The sequence below is a fragment of the Streptomyces sp. NPDC050423 genome (assembly GCF_040655445.1).
Classification (GTDB): domain Bacteria; phylum Actinomycetota; class Actinomycetes; order Streptomycetales; family Streptomycetaceae; genus Streptomyces.
In genome coordinates this window covers 45654-63087 of the sequence record NZ_JBFAJY010000011.1, presented here as the reverse complement: position 1 = coordinate 63087, position 17434 = coordinate 45654, and the positions used below count along the sequence as shown (strand labels likewise).

Genomic DNA, 17434 nt, shown 5'->3' with positions numbered 1-17434 from the left:
GACCCACGTTCCACCCCAGCCTGGAACGCGTCCTGGGCCCCCGCCTCGACCACCAGGCCGTCACCTGGCTCCTTGAACGCCACGGCTCCCCGGCCGCACTGCGAAAGGCCGGCCGCCGCCGCCTCGTCGAACTCATCCGGCCCAAGGCGCCACGCATGGCCGCCCGGCTCATCGACGACGTCTTCGACGCCCTCGACGAGCAGACCGTGATCGTTCCAGGGACCGGCACCCTCGACATCGTCGTGCCCTCCCTGGCCCGATCGCTCGCCGCCGTCCACGAACAACGCCGGCCCTGGAAGCCCAGATCAACACCCTGCTGCAGGCTCACCCTCTTTCCCAGGTCCTGACCTCGATGCCCGGCGTCGGCGTCAGGACCGCCGCCGTGCTGCTGACCACCGTCGGCGACGGCACCAGCTTCCCCACCGCCGCCCACCTCGCCTCCTACGCAGGGCTCGCCCCGACCACAAAGTCGTCGGGAACCTCGATCCACGGCGAACACGCACCCCGAGGCGGAAACCGTCAGCTCAAACGGGCCATGTTCCTCTCCGCCTTCGCCCGCATGAACGCCGATCCCGCCTCCCGCGCCTACTACGACCGCCAAAGAGCCCGCGGAAAGACCCACACCCAGGCCCTTCTCCGCCCCGCCCGCCAACGCATCAGCGTCCTGTTCGCCATGCTCCGCGACGGAACCTTCTACGAGTCCCGAACCCCCGCCGTCACACTCGCCGCATGAACGGGACCGACACCCCTAAATCCGACAGCGCGGGATTGACGAACGACATAGAGGCACCCCCCAGCTCACGCGCCACCACGATCACGTTCCCCACGACATCCAGCCGCGCAAGGAAACGCCCCCTCACCCCCGCAAGGTCACCACGCTCAACGCCCACGGTCCTCGCGACTCCCACAGATCACGGGTAGTGCGAGGACCGGTTGAATCCGCCCTGGGCTCCGTGGTCGGTGTGCATGACCGATCCGGCGAGGCTGCCGCGGGTTCGGACCGCCGCGGCCAGGGCGTCGGTGACGAGGTCGGTGCGCATGTGGTCGGCGATCGCCCAGCCGGCCAGACGGCGTGATGCGAGGTCGATGACGGTCGTCAGGTAGCAGAACTTCCCGCCGTCGATGGGCAGGTAGGTGATGTCGCCGACGTACTTGGTGTTGGGCCTGGGGGCGGTGAAGTCGCGGCCGATCAGGTCCGGGGCCTTGGCGGCTGCAGGGTCGGGGACGGTGGTGCGGTGCCGGCGGCGCAACCGGACCCCTTCGATCCCGGACGCCCGCATGATCCTCGCGACGCGCTTGTGGTTGACCGCCTCACCGCACCTCTCGCGGATCTCGGCGGTGATTCGCGGGGCTCCGTGGGTGCCCTCCGATTCCTGGTGCACCGCCCGTATCCGGGCGGCCAGCTTCGCGTCGGCCACCTGCCGGGCGGCCCGGTCAGCGGCTGTCCGGCGCCAGTAGTAGCAGCTCGAACGGCTGACGCCGAGGATGGTGCACAGCCGCTTCACGCCGTAGCGGCGCTGGAGGTCGGCGACACACTGGAAGCGGTTCACCAGCGCGTCTCCCCGGCGAAATACTTGGCCGCCTTCCGCAAGATCTCGCGTTCCTCCTCGAGCTCGCGGACCTTCTTCCGCAAAGCCGCATTCTCCGCCTCCAGCAGGGCCGGCGGCTGGGCCGGCTCCTGCGTCCGGCGCCCCCGCGGACGGCTTACTCCGACAGCCCTGACCCAGTTCCGCAGGGTCTCCGGGTTGATCCCCAGATCGGCGGCGACCGACCTGATCGTCGCCTCCGGCCGCGACTCGTACAGTGCTACCGCGTCCGCCTTGAACTGCGGCGGGTAGTTCTTCATGACCACGAGATGTCCGTTCTCAGATCCTCAGGATCCAGTGTCTCGTGTGTCCAGCATCAGGGGTCAAGGCCCTCCTGGGTCTGGCCCCCGGGGACGCCACAGTGAGTGAACCTGAGCGGTCGTGCGCCCCGCGGGCAGGACCACCAGACGCGGCGAACCGCAGCCTGGCCGCAGCGGCTTGCTCGTGCCCGGCGCGGTGAGGCACTCGTCAAGGCGCCGTCAGGCCAGCCCGGCCGGCCTGACGGCGGGTCGTGCTGACCTGTGCAGCACACCGGTCCGGTGGGGCGGCAATGTTAGGGCAGAGCGCCGACCGGAACGGTCACAGCGGTGGCCTCGGCCTCGGTTTCGGGGGTCACCGGGATCTGCGGTGTGCGGAACCAGCCGAGGAAGCCGAGGGCCACTCCCGGGATGAGCAGGTAGAGCAGCAGGACGATGAGTGCCTGAGTGGTGCCGTGGCCGTCGAAGTAGATCCAGTTGCGGAGCAGGATGTAGGCGTTGCGGGGCGGTAGGTAGGGTCCGATGTCGCGCCAGAAGGCGGGCAGGTAGGGGACTCCATTGGCTCCACCGGAGGAGGGGTTGCCGAAGAGCATGACCACGATGACGGTCACGAGTGTTCCGGCGGCGCCGAGGAGCTTTTGCAGCACGGCGGCGACGACGGCGACCGCGGCGATGACCAGGGAGAGGATCGGCCAGACGATCCAGAACTTCTCGGTGGGATATCCCTGGAGCCACGGGCCGACGATGAGGTTGACCACCAGGCCGGCCACGATGGCGAAGGCGGTGAGAATCGCGCCCCTCCACCTTCCCGTGGATGTCCCGGTCACCGTTCTGAGCATCGTCGAGCTCACATAGCCACCGATGAGCAGTGGAGTCAGCATCAGCGACGGGACGAGGCCGAAGGGGTCCTTCTTGGCCAGCGGATGTGGGGCGTACTGCTGGACGGTGAGCGGTCGTCCGAGGCTCCTGGCGGCGGATTCGAAGGTGGCCGCGAGGTCAAGGGGTGCGACGTCACTGATCGTGGGGACGACGATCAGGGTGTTCGACGTCCGTCCGGGAACGAGTGCTCCGTAGATCTTGGCTTCGTCGATCGCGTCTTTCGCGGCGGTTTCGGTCGGGTACTGGGTGACCTTGAGCGAGTAGCCCTTCTGGACCGCGTTCAGGATCGGGGACGGGCCGGTGACGCCGAAGGGGAGATCGGTCGCGACGGGTGCGTGCCCGGAGGAGATGTAGTTGACAGCGAACAGGCACTGCATCAGCCCGGCGATCGCCAGCGCGACAAGGATCTGGACAGCGGGCCTCGGGCCAGAAGGCTGCGCGGTCGTGGCACTCTTCCCCTCCGCCGCGTCGGCCGTCGTCCTGGCCTGCCGCCACCGTCCCAGGTAGCCGACCACGACGCCCCCGCCCAGTGCGTACAGGCCGAGGATGATGAGCGGGGTGGTGATGTTGTTCCCGTCGAAGTACAGCACGTTGCGCAGCAGGGTGACGGCACTCTGGGGCGGGAAGACGGCGCCGAGGTGCTGCCAGTAGGAGGGCAGCAGGGAGAGCCCGCTGCCGCCGGATCCTGCGCCGCCCAGGAAGATGAAGAGGATCACCACCAGGAGGGTGCCAAGTGGTCCGACGAGGCGTTGCAAGGCGGCGGCTGCCAGAGCGACCGCGGCGGAGATGAGTATGAAGCATGGCAGCAGCGGCCAGAAGTGGCTGTTGGGGTAGGCGCCGATCCCCGGCCCGGCGATCAGGTCGGTCACCAGTGCGCCGACCGTCGAGTAGCCGACCAGCATCGCCACGTGCCACGGTGCGGCCGCCGTCTTGGTCGCCTTGAGAAGCAGGACGGCGGCCAGGTATCCGCCGATGAGCAGCGGGACCAGGAGCAGGCCGGCGACGCCGCCGAGGCGGTCGCTCTGCGGTAGCGGCTTGACGGTCTGCACTGTCAGTGGCCTGCCGAGCTTCTTGGCCGTGTCGGCGAACGCGGCTTCCAGTTCCACACGGCCGAAGAAGCTCTTGGCGGGGACGACGATCAGGGTGTCGCTCGTCGCGCCGGGGAGGTAGGCCCCGTAGATCTTGCTCTGGTTGATCGCGCCGAGCACTGCGGACTCGTCCGCGTAGCCGAGCGTCTGTAGCGACACCTTCGACGTCACGGCATTCACCACCGGGGAGGCACCTGTGACCCCGAACGGCATGTTCCGTGGAACCAGCAGCTGCAGCGCACTGACCAGGCACAGCGCGAACAGGCTTTGAAGGAACACCACGATCCCGAGGGCGACCAAGACCTTCTTCACCATGTGAACACCCGGCCCGAGTCGGCCTCGCCGCACAGTCCGCGCGGAGCATCGCGGCGTCTGTTTCGAATGTTCGGCCGGGGGCGCTGATCAAGGGCTCGCACCTCACCCGGCCAATTACGCATCGCAACCATTCCTGCACAATAGGTTACGCCCCACCTTGGTGGGACGCCCTGGGCAGCGCAGCCGCGTGAACATGGGTCGGCTTTGGTGGCCGGTAAGCCAGGGGTTGGCCTGGTGAGCTCGCGTTGTCGAAGTCGCGAATACTCGCCTCCCATCACAGTGCGGTGACTCTTCGCGCAAAAGTGAGGGAAGGTGACCCGGCCCAGGGATCAACGCGAGGGGTCTCCGGCGGCGTACCGGCCCCCGCGGAGTCCGCCGCGCTCCAGAACGCCGCCGCCCCCGGCCCAACTCGGACACCGCGACCCCCAGCACATGACCACGATCAACATCTGCGCCACTTCCTGAACCACCTACTCGCCGCCCAGCCGAGCGTCCGCCAGCCAGCGAAGCGACGACGAACGACCGCAGCGCCTGAGCAGTCCAGCACACCGGCCCCGGTCAGCATCCCGCCGGCCCGGGCCCGTCGCGTCCCACAGGGCCAGCCCGCATGGGCTATAGCCGTCAATTCCTTCTACGCCGGCTCACCAGTTGGCAGCTGAGCTCATCGATGGACGCCACAAACCGGATGAAATGCGTCTTATCCGAACGGATTGCCGCCCTGGGCTTGGACGCCAGCGTTAACCGCTGCCAGGTAGGCGACGTAAGTCTCCCGCTGGTTCCACGTGAAGAGGACGGTGCGAGAGTTGTTCGCGATGGCCTTCTGCGCCTCGGCGGTCGCGATCCGAAGCTGACCCCGATCCTGCTCGGTGGCGAGCTGTACGTACCCGTTCACGAGGCGGGTCGGCTCCTTGAACTGGGCCTTGATGACATCACCGAGGGCGACCACGGAGTCTTTGGCGCCGGTCACCTTCCCCATGAACTTGCGCCTGATCTGAGCGCGGTCCGCATAGAGCGTCACGGTAGCGACGTAAGCCTTGAAGACCTGCGCTTCGGGCCCGGGTGCAGGCGCACCCTTCGAGAGGTCGTATGCCATCGGATCAGTGTGCCGCGTTGCCTGCCGAGCCGTGAGAGGTATGCCCGGAGATCACTTCTTCTTGTCGGCGTGCTGGGCCACCGTTGCGAGGCAGGTGGGGTGCAATCGCCGCGGCACGTTCCGCCCAGTTGGCGAAAGACGAGCAAGAATCCGAGCTGGGTTCGGACATGGCCCTATCCAGCAAGGTCGCCTCCTCGGCTCCTATCCTCAGTCGCCCTCGAGCTGGGCACGCAGAGCTTCTTCCTCCTCCTCACGCCTGCGATCTCGGAATGTGTCCGAGGCGAGATTCATCCACAGGTCCTCATGGGTGCTGCCGTCGGCGTACGTGAAGGTCGCGGCCGGCCCCACGGGGATGTCTTCGTCGAGGTTGGCGATGTAGCCGAGAAGGTGGCCGTCGAGGGCGAATCCGCAGACGCTACACAGGAAGTGCCGGGTGACGATCACGACCTCGGGCTCTTCGGCCGTAAAGTCGGTGTCTAGATCACCGCCGACCCAGCCTTGGCTGGAGCATGCGGGGCAATCGCGCATCGCTGTCGCCTGCCCTGCGACCATGCTGTGTACCTGCGCGCTGGCTACGGCCCTGCGTCGCTCTTCTGTGTCGCTCTTCTGTGTCGATGGCACCGAACCGCGTCACGTATGTCTTGTTGGCACGGATCTTCAACGCCTCGATTCGGAGGAAGTCCGCGCGACGCTTCTCTCCGAGGATCTTGTCGTGGAGAGGCTGGAACTCTCCCCTCAGCAGCGTCTTCTTCGAGAGCGACGAGAACGGCATCGACAATCTTGATCCCGTTGCTGAGAAGGTCCTCAATCTTGGCGGTGTCGTGCACTCCGATGTGAGCGACGCCGTTGCGTGCGTCAGCGATCACGCGGAACTGAGCCTCTGTGACTGTGAGCTTGCCCTTGTCAAGGATCTTGGTGACCCGCGAGAAGGCTTCGACGGCACCGATGGTTTTGATCAGGGACAGTTCCTTCTTGGCGAGGTTACCCCGGTCTGCTGCGTGCAGCAGACTCGGGAGGTCGCGTCCGTCGGCGACGAGCGAGGGGTGGATGGAGCACAGGTGTGCCTTGAGTGCATGCTCAATGGCAACGCCTGCATGGAGGACAACCACGTCAACTTGCTGGTCAGGGGCCCCGAGTTCTCCGAGGGCCAAGTGCATGAGGCGCCGGCTGGAGGCCAGAAGTTCGCTCTTTTTCACGTCTTCTTCCACGGTCGATCAAACCTGGAACGGTTCGGGTACGTGTTGTTCCTGGGATGAGTGAGGCAGCGCTCGGCAGGGCCGGGCGGTGACGTCAACGGACGTAGCGGCGTGCGAGAGCGGCGTCGGCGCGCAAGGTCGCGGGCATTCCCGCGTCCGTTTCGGCTTGGTCGTGCTCTTCGCCGCAGGGGCAGATGCTCCAGCCGTCGCGTTCGACGCGCAGGGCTACGGTCTCGGTGACGTCGGCGAGTTCGGTCACCACGCCCACCGGAACCTCAGCTTCGGTCCCGTCACCGACGCCCGCGACGGTCAGGGCCGCTCCGATCTCGGTCGCCAGGTCCAGGACGTGCGAGGCGGTGCGGCCGTCGCCGTTCAGCGTCGCGTACTGCCGGCCTGTGCGGCGGCCATCACCAGACGGCCCGCCACCACTACAGGCAGTGCGACGGCACGGGCGTCGACTCGCACCGGCCGCACCGCGTACACATGCTCGGCACCCTCGCGGCCAGGGTCCGCGGCGGCGGCGATCGCCTCGGCAACCGACTCCGGCCGGACCAGGTGAAGCGCCTCCTCCTGATCCACGCCCATCCGCTCGGCAACCGAGCAGACCATCAGCGCCACCACGTCGCGCACAGCCACCGGTTCGACCTCGACGCCGCGTGTCAACAGCACCGCGCTCGTCTCGGCGACGATCGCCTTGAACTCCACGCCCTGCTGGATATCCGGCACCTCTCCAGCCTACGAGTTCATTCCTGTCGGGATGCGACAACCCAACAGGACACCGCAGCACCACGAACGCCGGGCCATCCGGGGACTCATTCCGCCCACCGGACGCTCCAACGCACCTACGGCCAGCACCGAGCCACCAGAGAAACGGGACCAACAACGGCCTTCGGCCGCGCGCACCGTGCGCTCCCCGGGAACAGTCCGTCGTCCTCCACCTGTCCCGATGCGCTCCCCTCGCGCTCCCCTGACCTTCCGGAGCCGTCTTCAGACCGGACCGGAGGACCCACGAGGCTCAGGGAAAAGCAAAAGCCCCAGGTCACGGCGAGTGAGTCCTGAGGCTTCTACAGAGCCGCCTTCGGGATTCGAACCCGAGACCTACGCATTACGAGTGCGTTGCTCTGGCCAACTGAGCTAAGGCGGCACGCCCTGTCACACCATGGTGCGATCAGCAGCGGGCCCAAGTCTACACAGTTTCCGAGGGTGCTCCGTACCGGCCTCTCGCCGGGGTGTAGTCGCAGGTCAGCGGCGCGGTGGGTGGGGTCAGGAGCACTTCTTGCCGTCGCTCGGCGGGGTGCCCTCCAGGAGGTACGTGTTGATCGCCGTGTCGATGCAGTCGCTGCCACGGCCGTACGCCGTGTGGCCGTCGCCCTGGTACGTGAGGAGGGTCCCGGAGGAGAGCTGGCCGGCCAGGGACTTGGCCCACTTGTACGGGGTGGCCGGGTCCCGGGTGGTGCCGACCACCACGATCGGGGCCGCACCCTCCGCCTTGATGCGGTGCGGGGTGCCGGTGGCGCGGACCGGCCAGTAGGCGCAGTTCAGGGAGGCCCAGGCGAAGCCCTTGCCGAAGACCGGGGAGGCCTTCTCGAAGGTGGGGAGTGCCTGAGTGACGGCCTTGGAGGTGGTGAAGGCGGGCGGGAGGTCGATGCAGTTCACGGCCGCGTTGGCATACATCAGGTTCGCGTACGAACCATTGGGCTCGCGTTCGTAGTAGCTGTCCGCCAGGGAGAGAAGGCCGGAGCCGTCGCCCTTCTGGGCTGCGGTGAGCGCTTCGCGGAGCTGGGGCCAGGCCGTCTCGTCGTACATGGCGGCGATGACGCCCGTGGTGGCCAGGGACTCGCCGAGCTTGCGGGGGTCGCCCGTGGCGATCGGTTTGGCGTCGAGGTCGGCGAAGAGCTGCTTCAGCCTGTTCGCGGCCTCGGACGTGGACGTGGTGCCGAGCGGACAGTCCGCCTTCTTCACGCAGTCACCGGCGAAGGACTGGAACGCCGTCTCGAACCCCGCGGTCTGGTCGCGGTTCATCTCGACCGAGGGAAGCGACGGGTCCATCGCGCCGTCGAGGACGAGCCGCCCGGCCCGTGCGGGGAAGAGTTCGGCGTACGTCGCGCCCAGGAACGTGCCGTACGAGGCCCCGACGTAGTTCAGCCGGTCGTCACCGAGCAGCGCGCGCAGGATGTCCATGTCACGCGCCGTCTCAACGGTGGAGACATGCGGCAGGATCTCCCCCGAGCGCTGCTCGCAGCCCGTGGCGAACTTCTTGAACGCACCGCTCAGCGCGGTGACCTCGCCCGCGTCGTCCGGCGTCTGGTCGACCTGGGTGTAGGCGTCCATCTGCGGACCGGTGAGACAGGTGACGGGTTCGCTGCGCGCCACCCCGCGCGGATCGATGGCCACCATGTCGTAGCGGGCCCGTACCTGGGCGGGGTAGCCGATCGCGGCGTAGCCCTGGAGGTAGCCGATGGCCGATCCGCCGGGGCCGCCCGGATTCACCAGCAGGGAGCCGATCCGCTTGCCGGGCCCGGTGGCCTTCTTACGGGAGACCGCCAGCTTGATCTCGCCGCCGTCCGGCTTCGCGTAGTCGAGCGGCGCCTTCATCGTGGTGCACTGGAATCCGGTGACACCGCAGTCCCGCCAGCTGAGGTGCTGCGCGTAGAACGTCTTCAGCGCCGCGGGGACCGGGGAGGCGGTGGCCGAAGGGATGGACGAGGAGGCGCTCGTCGTCGAACTTCCGCTGCTGCAGCCGGAGATGAGCAGGCCGGCAGTGCCGAGCGCGAGGGCGAGAGTGCGGAGCGGGCGCCTGGTGTCCATGTCCGGAGCGTAGCCGCCGGGTGACGACTCGCCCGATTCCCTGCCCATTCGGGTGATTCGGTGCCGGCCGCCGGACCGCGACGGCCACCGGACTCGTTACGTCAACCCGCCCGCAGCGCCATCGTCATCGCCTCCACCGCGAGCAGCGGGGCCACATTGCGGTCCAGCGCCCGGCGGCAGGCGATCACCGCCTCGATCCGGCGCAGGGTCCGCTCGGGGGTGGACGAACGGACGATGCGGTCGAGGGAGTCCTGCGCGTCGGTGTTGGCGATGGCGATCCGCGAGCCCAGCTGAAGAGCGAGCACATCGCGGTAGAAGCCGGTCAGTTCGGTGAGCGCCAGATCCAGGCTGTCGCGCTGCGTACGGGTCTTGCGGCGCTTCTGCCTGTCCTCCAGCTCCTTCATCACCCCGGCCGTGCCGCGCGGCATCCGGCCTCCGGCGGACGCGCCGAGCGCGGCCTTCATGTCTTCCGTCTCCTTGACGTCCACGCCCTCGGCGACCTGTTTCGCGTCGTCGGTGGCGGTGTCGATCAGCTCCTGCGCGGCCTTGAGGCAGCCGCCGATGTCCTCCACACGCAGCGGCAGTCTGAGGACCGCCGCACGACGGGAGCGGGCCCGCTCGTCCGTGGCGAGGCGGCGGGCCCTGCCGATGTGGCCCTGGGTGGCGTGGGCGGCGGCCGCGGCCCGCTCCGGGTCGATGCCGTCGCGCCGGATCAGGACGTCGGCGACCGCTTCGACCGACGGGGTGCGCAGCGTGAGGTGACGGCAGCGGGACCGGATCGTCGGCAGTACGTCTTCGAGTGAGGGCGCGCAGAGCAGCCACACGGTACGGGGCGCGGGCTCCTCGATCGCCTTCAGCAGAACATTGCCCGCGCCTTCGGTGAGGCGGTCGGCGTCCTCCATGACGATGACCTGCCAGCGTCCGACGGCCGGGGAGAGCTGGGCGCGGCGGACCAGCTCCCGGGTCTCCTTCACACCGATGGAGAGCAGGTCGGTACGGATCACGTCGACATCGGCGTGCGTACCGATGAGGCTGGTGTGACACCCGTCGCAGAAACCGCACCCCGGCGCCCCGCCCAGGGCACGGTCCGGACTGGTGCACTGCAGAGCGGCGGCGAAGGCGCGGGCGGCGGTGGACCGTCCGGAGCCCGGCGGGCCGGTGAACAGCCAGGCATGGGTCATCTTCGAGCCGGGCGGCACCGGTTCTCTCGCCGCGATGGCGGAGACCAGCACGTCGGCGTCCCGGGCGGCGGCACCGAGTTGCTCCTGCACCCGGTCCTGGCCGACCAGGTCGTCCCATACGGACATGGGTCACCGCCCTTCCGGAGGTGTGCGGCCGCGCTGCCCTTCCGTGGAACGGCGGCTCGGCCCTGTGTGGCTCGTCGTGGATCTCGTCCCGGCTCTTGCCGTGGACCTCAACCCGGCTCTTGCCGTGGCTCTCGTCGGTCCGGCATCGACCGGGCGTCGATCCGGCTTCCCATTGTGGGGGACGGGTCTGACAATCCCGGCAGCGTCCCGGCTGACCGTTAAGCAGGCGGCCGGCTGACCGGCAAGCGCCCTGGAACGCGCCGGGAGCCCCAGACACCAGTCGCCCGGGGCTCCCGTACGTACCCGGATCAGCGGCGCGGGCGACGTCCCCGGCCCGGGGACGCGGGGCCCTCGTCGTCGTGGTCGCCGAGCAGTTCGTCCGCCAGCGTCGGCAGATCGTCCAGCGGGGTCTCCTCCGCCCAGTCGGGGCGGGGCCGCCGGGACGGCCGGCCGGAGCGCTCCTGCTGGTCCGGAGCCGGCTGCTGGGGCGCGTTCGGGTCGGTGACCTGCGGGAGCTCGCGGGTGCGCTCGTTCTCGCGCTCCGGTACGGAGCCCGCCGGGTGCTCGTCCCGGAATATGCCCCGCGGTACCCGGTCGGCCGGATCGGCGTCCCGCACGGACCCGCGGCCCGCGTCCCGTACCGGCGGGAGCACCGTCGTCTCGTCCATCGCACCAGCCGCGTCCCGCCCGCCGGAGCGCTCGTCCGGGTCGGTGACCTTCGGGATCATCGTCGTCTCGGCCTCGTCGGAGGGCCAGGTGGCGGACGAGGAACGGGAACCGGAACGCGTCGCGCCGGACGGCGGATCCACCGGGGAAGGAACCGGCTGAGTGATCTCGTTCGGGTTGACGATCGGGGTCGGCACGGTCAGCTCGTTGTCCGGCATGGACGGCCCGGACGACCCTGACGAAGAGGACGAAGAGGACGACGAGGACGAGGAGGACGAGGACCCGGACGCCCGGGAAGCCCTCGCAGCCCTCTCGGCCTCCGCCGCTTCCGCCTCGGCGGCGGCAGCTTCCGCGCGCGCGGTCTCGGCCGCGGCGGCCGCCTCTGCCTCGGCCTGACGGCGTGCCGCCTCGGCCCTGAGCAGTGCCTCCTCGGCCTTGCGCTGCTTCTCAAGACGCCGTGCCTCGGCCTCCTGACGCTGCCGCGCCTCCTCCTCGGCCTGGCGGCGCAGCCGCGCCTGCTCAACCTCGCGGGCGGCTTCCTCGGCCTCCAGCCGGGCTCGCTGCTCCTCCGCGATCCGGCGGGCCTCCTCGGCGCGCTGCCGGGCCTCCTCCGCCTGGCGTTCGGCCTCGCGGCGACGCGCTTCCTCCAGCTCCTGGCGCTTGCGCTCCTCCTCCTCGGCACGGAGCCTGGCGAGCTGTTCCTGCCGCTCGCGCTCCAGGCGCTCCTCCTCGGCCTTGCGCGCCGCCTCTTCCTCGGCGAGGCGCCTGGCCTCTTCCAGGGCGGCCTTGCGTGCCTCTTCCAGGGCCTTGATCTCGGCCTCGGAGAGCGGAAGGAGCTGGTCGAGCCGGTGCCGTACGACCGTGGTGATCGACTCCGGGTCCTGGCCGGCGTCCACCACGAGGTAGCGCGTCGGGTCGGCCGCGGCCAGCGTCATGAAGCCGGCGCGCACCCGGGCGTGGAACTCGGGCGGCTCGGACTCCAGCCGGTCGGGCGCCTCGGTGAACCGTTCGCGCGCCGTCTCCGGATCCACGTCCAGGAGCACCGTCAGATGCGGTACGAGCCCGCTCGTCGCCCACCGCGAGATCCGGGCGATCTCGGTCGGCGCGAGATCGCGGCCCGCGCCCTGGTAGGCGACGGACGAGTCGATGTAGCGGTCGGAGATGACGATCGCGCCGCGCTCGAGCGCCGGACGCACGACCGAGTCGACGTGCTCGGCACGGTCGGCGGCGTACAGCAGCGCCTCGGCACGGTTGGAGAGCCCGGCCGAGGACACGTCGAGCAGGATCGACCGCAGCCGCTTGCCGACGGGCGTGGCCCCGGGCTCCCGGGTGACGACGACCTCGTGGCCCTTGGCCCGGATCCACTCGGCGAGCGCTTCCACCTGAGTGGACTTGCCCGCTCCGTCGCCGCCCTCCAGGGCGAGGAAGAAACCGGTCGTGGCGGGTGCGACGGCCGGATCGCCGCCGCGCAGCGCCTCGCGCAGATCGCGGCGCAGCGGCACTCCGGAACGGTCGTCCGTCTTCGCGAGGACGATCGCGGCGACCGGCAGCAGCAGGGCGCCGATCAGCATCAGGGTGAAAGCGGCACCACCGTGCGCGAATACGAAGTCACCGGCTGTCAGCCGGTGCGTACCGATGGCGGCGGCCAGCAGCGGGCCCCCGACCGCGCCGAGCGCGATCAGGACCCGGACGACGGCCTGGAGGTGTTCGGTGGTCCGCGCCCGGCGGAACTCCTCGGACTCCTGGTCGACGAGGACATGGCCGGTGTTCGCGGCGACGCCCGCCGCGTATCCGGCGAGCACCGCGATCAGCACGACGGTCGTCGTGTCCGGCACCAGGCCCATCACCAGGAGCGCGACTCCGGTGACGGCGGTGGCCAGGGAGAGCAGCCGTCGCCGCGACAGCGTCGGCAGCACCTTGCCGGCGGTGCGGATACCGACCCCCGTACCGCCGGTGAGGGCGAGGATCAGCAGCGCGAAGGTGACGGGGCCGCCGCCCAGGTCGGGGGCGTGCAGCACGGCGGCGGCTCCCGCGGCCGCGATCGCTCCGGCGACAGCGGCGCAGGTCGCGACGATCAGCGGGACGGCACCGGTGCGGCCCTTGTCCCGCTCATCGCCGGTGGACGGCCGGCGCAGCCCCTCCAGGGGGGAGCGCGGCCGGGGCGTGGCCGTAGCGGGGAGCTCCAGGAAGTACAGGATGGAGATGGAGGCGGAGAACAGCCCGGCCGCTACGTACGAGCCGAGGGCCGCCTGGTGGAAGGAGAACCAGTCCAGGCCCGAGCCCAGCAGGTTCCCGATCAGCGTGGCCACCAGCAGCACGGCCGCGGCGACGGGGACTGAGGCGAAATCGGTGCGCAGGGAGAGCCGGCGCAGCGCGCCGAGGTGGTCCGGCAGCGGGCGTACCGCGGCGCCCTCGATGGGCGGGGCGGGCAGCAGTGCGGGAGCGGCGCTCTCCTTGGCGATCCGCCACAGGCGTTCGCCGACGCCGGTGACGAAGACGGTGATCAGGATCATCATGAGTGCCCGATCGGGCATCCAGTCGATCCACAGCGGTGCGACGACGAGCAGCGCGAGCCGCAGCCCGTCCGCCCCGATCATCAGCCATCGCCGGTCGATCGGCCCGCCCGGCGCCGTCAGGGTCGTCAACGGCCCCAGAAGTACGGCTCCGAAGAGCAAGGTGGAAATAATCCGGGCACCGAACACGGCGGCGACGGCGAAGGCCGCCCCGCGGTATCCGGATCCGAATGAGCCCTCAAGGACCGCCGCTTGCAGCGACAGCAACACCAGCACGAGAAGGGCGAGTGCATCGCCGATACCACCGACGAGCTGGGCGCTCCACAACCGCTTCAGCGGGGGAATACGCAACAGGGCTCGTACGGCGCGCTCGCGTGAGTCTGCGGCAAGTGTGTCGGAGGTGGGGCTCACGACCGTTGGCTGCTCGGCTCGCGTCATCCGCCCAGCCTATCGGGAGCAGACCGGTGCCCGGGGCCCGCATCCGAACATACGACCGCCGGCCACCCACACCCACCCCGTCCCGCCCCCGATTCCACCCCACCCCAGCCCGCCACCCGGTCGGCCGTCACTTTCAGCCCCTCCAGCGTTTGAGGAGCGGGGTCCGGGGCGGAGCCCCGGTTACGGGAAGGGGCGGGGAGGGGACAAGGCACGCCGCAGGCGCCCCACCCCCGCCCCCGAACCACAGAACAAACGCCGGACGGGCTGGAGAAACATCTCCAGCCCGTCCGGCGTTCAGAAACCCCGCGAGGTCACTCCCCCGTCGACGACGACGACGCAGAGGCAGAAGCGGAAGCGGAAGCGGACTTCTTCGCGACCGCAGTCGTCTTCTTCGCCGCGGTCTTCTTCGCCGTAGCCGCAGTCGTCTTCTTCGCCACCGTCTTCTTCGCCGCAGCCGTCTTCTTCGCCGGCGCCTTCTTCGCGGTCGCCTTCTTGGCCGGGGCCTTCTTCGCCGTCTTCTTCTTGGCGGGCCCCTTGGCCCGCTTCTCGGCGAGCAGCTCGTACCCGCGCTCCGGCGTGATCTCCTCGACGCTGTCGTCGGACCGCAGCGTCGCGTTCGTCTCGCCGTCGGTGACGTACGCGCCGAAGCGGCCGTCCTTCACGACCACCGGCGCCCCGCTCACCGGGTCCGTGCCCAGTTCCTTCAGCGGCGGCTTGGCCGCGGCCCGGCCTCGCTGCTTCGGCTGGGCGTAGATCGCCAGCGCCTCGTCGAGCGTGATGTCGAAGAGCTGGTCCTCGGAGGTCAGTGACCGAGAGTCCGTGCCCTTCTTCAGGTACGGGCCGTAGCGGCCGTTCTGCGCGGTGATCTCGACACCCTCGGCGTCCTCACCGACGACGCGCGGCAGCGACATCAGCTTCAGCGCGTCGGCCAGCGTCACCGTGTCCAGCGACATCGACTTGAAGAGCGAGGCGGTCCGCGGCTTCACCGCGTTCTTGCCGGTCTTCGGGGTGCCCTCGGGCAGCACCTCGGTGACGTACGGGCCGTAGCGCCCGTCCTTGGCGATGATCTGGTTCCCGCTGACCGGGTCCGCACCGAGTTCGAAGTCGCCGCTCGGCTTGGCCAGCAGCTCCTCCGCGTACTCGACGGTCAGTTCGTCGGGCGCCAGGTCCTCGGGGACGTCCGCGCGCTGGTGGCCCTCGGAGTCCTTCTCGCCGCGCTCGATGTACGGGCCGTACCGGCCGACGCGGAGCTTGATGTCGTTGCCGACGGGGAACGAGGAGATCTCCCGGGCGTCGATGGCACCGAGGTCGGTGACGAGCTCCTTGAGCCCGCCGAGGTGGTCGCCGTCGCCGTTGCCCGCGTCGGAGGCCTTTCCGGCACCGGCCGCCTCGTCCCCGGCGGTCGCACCGAAGTAGAAACGCCTCAGCCACGGCACGGACTGGGCCTCACCGCGTGCGATGCGGTCGAGGTCGTCCTCCATGCGGGCCGTGAAGTCGTAGTCGACCAGCCGGCCGAAGTGCTTCTCCAGCAGGTTGACCACGGCGAACGAGAGGAACGACGGCACGAGCGCCGTCCCCTTCTTGAACACGTATCCGCGGTCGAGAATCGTCCCGATGATCGAGGCGTACGTCGACGGACGGCCGATCTCGCGCTCTTCGAGCTCCTTGACCAGCGAGGCCTCGGTGTACCGGGCCGGCGGCTTCGTCGCATGGCCGTCGACGGAGATCTCGTCCGAGGTCAGCGCGTCGCCCTCGGTGACCTGCGGCAGGCGGCGCTCACGGTCGTCGAGCTCGGCGTTCGGGTCGTCGGCGCCTTCGACGTACGCCTTCATGAAGCCGTGGAAGGTGATCGTCTTGCCGGACGCCGAGAACTCGGCGTCCCGGCCGTCGCTCGCCCGGCCGCCGATCTTGACCGTGACGGAGTTACCGACCGCGTCCTTCATCTGGGAGGCGACGGTCCGCTTCCAGATCAGTTCGTAGAGCCGGAACTGGTCGCCGGTGAGGCCGGTCTCGGCAGGGGTGCGGAAGCGGTCCCCGGAGGGACGGATCGCCTCGTGCGCCTCCTGCGCGTTCTTGACCTTGGCGGCGTACGTGCGCGGCTTGTCCGGCAGGTAGTTCGCCCCGTACAACTGCGTGACCTGGGCACGGGCCGCGGAGATCGCGGTGTCCGAGAGGGTCGTGGAGTCGGTACGCATATACGTGATGAAGCCGTTCTCGTACAGCTTCTGCGCGACCTGCATGGTGGCCTTGGCCCCGAAGCCCAGCTTCCGGCTCGCCTCCTGCTGGAGGGTCGTCGTACGGAAGGGTGCGTACGGAGAACGGCGGTACGGCTTCGACTCGACGGACCGTACGGCGAACGCGGAGTCGGCGAGCGCGGCGGCCAGGGCGCGGGCGTTCGTCTCGTCCAGGTGCAGCGTCTGGCCGGAGCCGGACTTGAGCTGCCCGTCCGGACCGAAGTCGCGGCCCTGGGCGATACGGCGCCCGTCAACCGCGCTGAGGCGTGCGGTGAGCGTCGAGGGATCGGAGGCGTCACCGGTGCGGCCGGTGGCGAACGTGCTGGTCAGGTCCCAGTACTCGGCGGAGCGGAAGGCGATGCGCTCGCGCTCCCGCTCGACGACGAGGCGGGTGGCGACGGACTGGACACGGCCCGCCGACAGGCGCGGCATGACCTTCTTCCACAGGACCGGCGAGACCTCGTAGCCGTAGAGACGGTCGAGGATCCGGCGGGTTTCCTGGGCGTCGACCATGCGCTGGTTGAGCTCGCGCGGGTTGGCGACGGCTGCCCGGATCGCGTCCTTGGTGATCTCGTGGAAGACCATCCGGTGGACCGGGACCTTGGGCTTGAGCACTTCCTGCAGGTGCCACGCGATGGCTTCGCCCTCACGGTCCTCATCGGTGGCGAGGAAGAGTTCGTCCGACTCGGCCAGTAGCTGCTTGAGCTTCCTGACCTGGGCCTTCTTGTCGGCATTGACGACATAGATGGGCTGGAAGTCGTTCTCGACGTCGACGCCGAGCCGGCGCACCTCGCCGGTGTACTCGTCCGGCACCTCCGCGGCGCCGTTCGGGAGGTCGCGGATGTGCCCGACGCTCGCCTCGACGACGTATCCGGGGCCGAGATAGCCCTTGATCGTCTTCGCCTTGGCAGGCGACTCGACGATGACGAGTCGGCGGCCGCCCTGTGCGGTCTCGCTGGTCGGGGACAACTTCGCTCTTCTCTCCGGTCGACGCTCGGTGGGCATCCGGGCAGCGCGATCGCGCTGCCGACAGTGCTGTCGCTGCGGAGTGTGA

Annotated in this window: 10 protein-coding genes, 1 tRNA gene and 2 pseudogenes; 2 read left to right on the top strand and 11 right to left on the bottom strand. The window is 69.4% G+C overall.

Going from position 1 to position 17434, the window contains the following annotated elements; all coding sequences use genetic code 11:
* Window positions 1–8 precede the first annotated feature (8 nt).
* A pseudogene (locus AB0I52_RS11020) lies at window positions 9–733 on the top strand (transposase); the annotation flags it as partial.
* A 211-nt stretch (window positions 734–944) separates the two neighbouring features.
* On the opposite strand, the pseudogene AB0I52_RS11015 reads toward AB0I52_RS11020, so the two are convergent.
* The 4 genes and pseudogenes from AB0I52_RS11015 to AB0I52_RS11000 form a co-directional block, all read right to left on the bottom strand.
* Window positions 945–1852 (bottom strand): annotated as a pseudogene (locus tag AB0I52_RS11015) (IS3 family transposase); the annotation flags it as partial.
* Between the two features lie 287 nt (window positions 1853–2139).
* A complete protein-coding gene (locus tag AB0I52_RS11010) occupies window positions 2140–4125 on the bottom strand; it encodes a hypothetical protein (protein ID WP_363071094.1) in 1986 nt (661 codons plus the stop codon).
* Window positions 4126–4822: 697 nt separating this feature from the next.
* Window positions 4823–5218, bottom strand: coding sequence for a hypothetical protein (locus AB0I52_RS11005; RefSeq protein WP_363071092.1), 396 nt, complete (start codon window positions 5216–5218; stop codon window positions 4823–4825).
* A 207-nt stretch (window positions 5219–5425) separates the two neighbouring features.
* Entirely contained in the window at window positions 5426–5770 is a 345-nt protein-coding gene (locus tag AB0I52_RS11000; RefSeq protein ID WP_363071090.1) for a hypothetical protein, read from the bottom strand.
* A gap of 62 nt (window positions 5771–5832) precedes the next feature.
* On the opposite strand from AB0I52_RS11000, the gene AB0I52_RS10995 reads away from it, so the two are divergent.
* Window positions 5833–6474 carry a hypothetical protein gene (locus AB0I52_RS10995; protein ID WP_363071088.1) on the top strand — a complete coding sequence of 214 codons (642 nt, stop codon included), beginning with the start codon at window positions 5833–5835 and terminating at the stop codon, window positions 6472–6474.
* A 34-nt stretch (window positions 6475–6508) separates the two neighbouring features.
* Here the strand turns inward: AB0I52_RS10995 and AB0I52_RS10990 are convergent, their stop codons facing one another.
* From AB0I52_RS10990 to topA, 7 genes are all read right to left on the bottom strand, one after another.
* A complete protein-coding gene (locus AB0I52_RS10990; protein ID WP_363071086.1) occupies window positions 6509–6673 on the bottom strand; it encodes a hypothetical protein in 165 nt (54 codons plus the stop codon).
* A gap of 113 nt (window positions 6674–6786) precedes the next feature.
* Window positions 6787–7140, bottom strand: a complete 354-nt coding sequence (locus AB0I52_RS10985; protein ID WP_363071084.1) for a hypothetical protein — start codon at window positions 7138–7140, stop codon at window positions 6787–6789.
* A 344-nt stretch (window positions 7141–7484) separates the two neighbouring features.
* Window positions 7485–7558, bottom strand: a tRNA-Thr gene (locus AB0I52_RS10980).
* A 119-nt stretch (window positions 7559–7677) separates the two neighbouring features.
* Window positions 7678–9222, bottom strand: a complete 1545-nt coding sequence (locus AB0I52_RS10975; protein WP_363071082.1) for an alpha/beta hydrolase — start codon at window positions 9220–9222, stop codon at window positions 7678–7680.
* A 101-nt stretch (window positions 9223–9323) separates the two neighbouring features.
* On the bottom strand, window positions 9324–10529 hold the full coding sequence (locus tag AB0I52_RS10970; protein ID WP_363071080.1) for a DNA polymerase III subunit delta': 1206 nt from the start codon (window positions 10527–10529) through the stop codon (window positions 9324–9326).
* Window positions 10530–10837: 308 nt separating this feature from the next.
* A complete protein-coding gene (tmk, locus tag AB0I52_RS10965) occupies window positions 10838–14146 on the bottom strand; it encodes a dTMP kinase (protein WP_363071078.1) in 3309 nt (1102 codons plus the stop codon).
* A 311-nt stretch (window positions 14147–14457) separates the two neighbouring features.
* Entirely contained in the window at window positions 14458–17349 is a 2892-nt protein-coding gene (topA, locus tag AB0I52_RS10960; protein WP_363071076.1) for a type I DNA topoisomerase, read from the bottom strand.
* Between the last annotated feature and the right edge of the window lie 85 nt (window positions 17350–17434).

Coding starts and splice junctions, on each gene's coding strand:
- AB0I52_RS11010 (WP_363071094.1), bottom strand. CDS start 4,125: ATGGTGAAGAAGGTCTTGGTCGCCCTCGGGATCGTGGTGTTCCTTCAA.
- AB0I52_RS11005 (WP_363071092.1), bottom strand. CDS start 5,218: ATGGCATACGACCTCTCGAAGGGTGCGCCTGCACCCGGGCCCGAAGCG.
- AB0I52_RS11000 (WP_363071090.1), bottom strand. CDS start 5,770: ATGGTCGCAGGGCAGGCGACAGCGATGCGCGATTGCCCCGCATGCTCC.
- AB0I52_RS10995 (WP_363071088.1), top strand. CDS start 5,833: ATGGCACCGAACCGCGTCACGTATGTCTTGTTGGCACGGATCTTCAAC.
- AB0I52_RS10975 (WP_363071082.1), bottom strand. CDS start 9,222: ATGGACACCAGGCGCCCGCTCCGCACTCTCGCCCTCGCGCTCGGCACT.
- AB0I52_RS10970 (WP_363071080.1), bottom strand. CDS start 10,529: ATGTCCGTATGGGACGACCTGGTCGGCCAGGACCGGGTGCAGGAGCAA.
- tmk (WP_363071078.1), bottom strand. CDS start 14,146: ATGACGCGAGCCGAGCAGCCAACGGTCGTGAGCCCCACCTCCGACACA.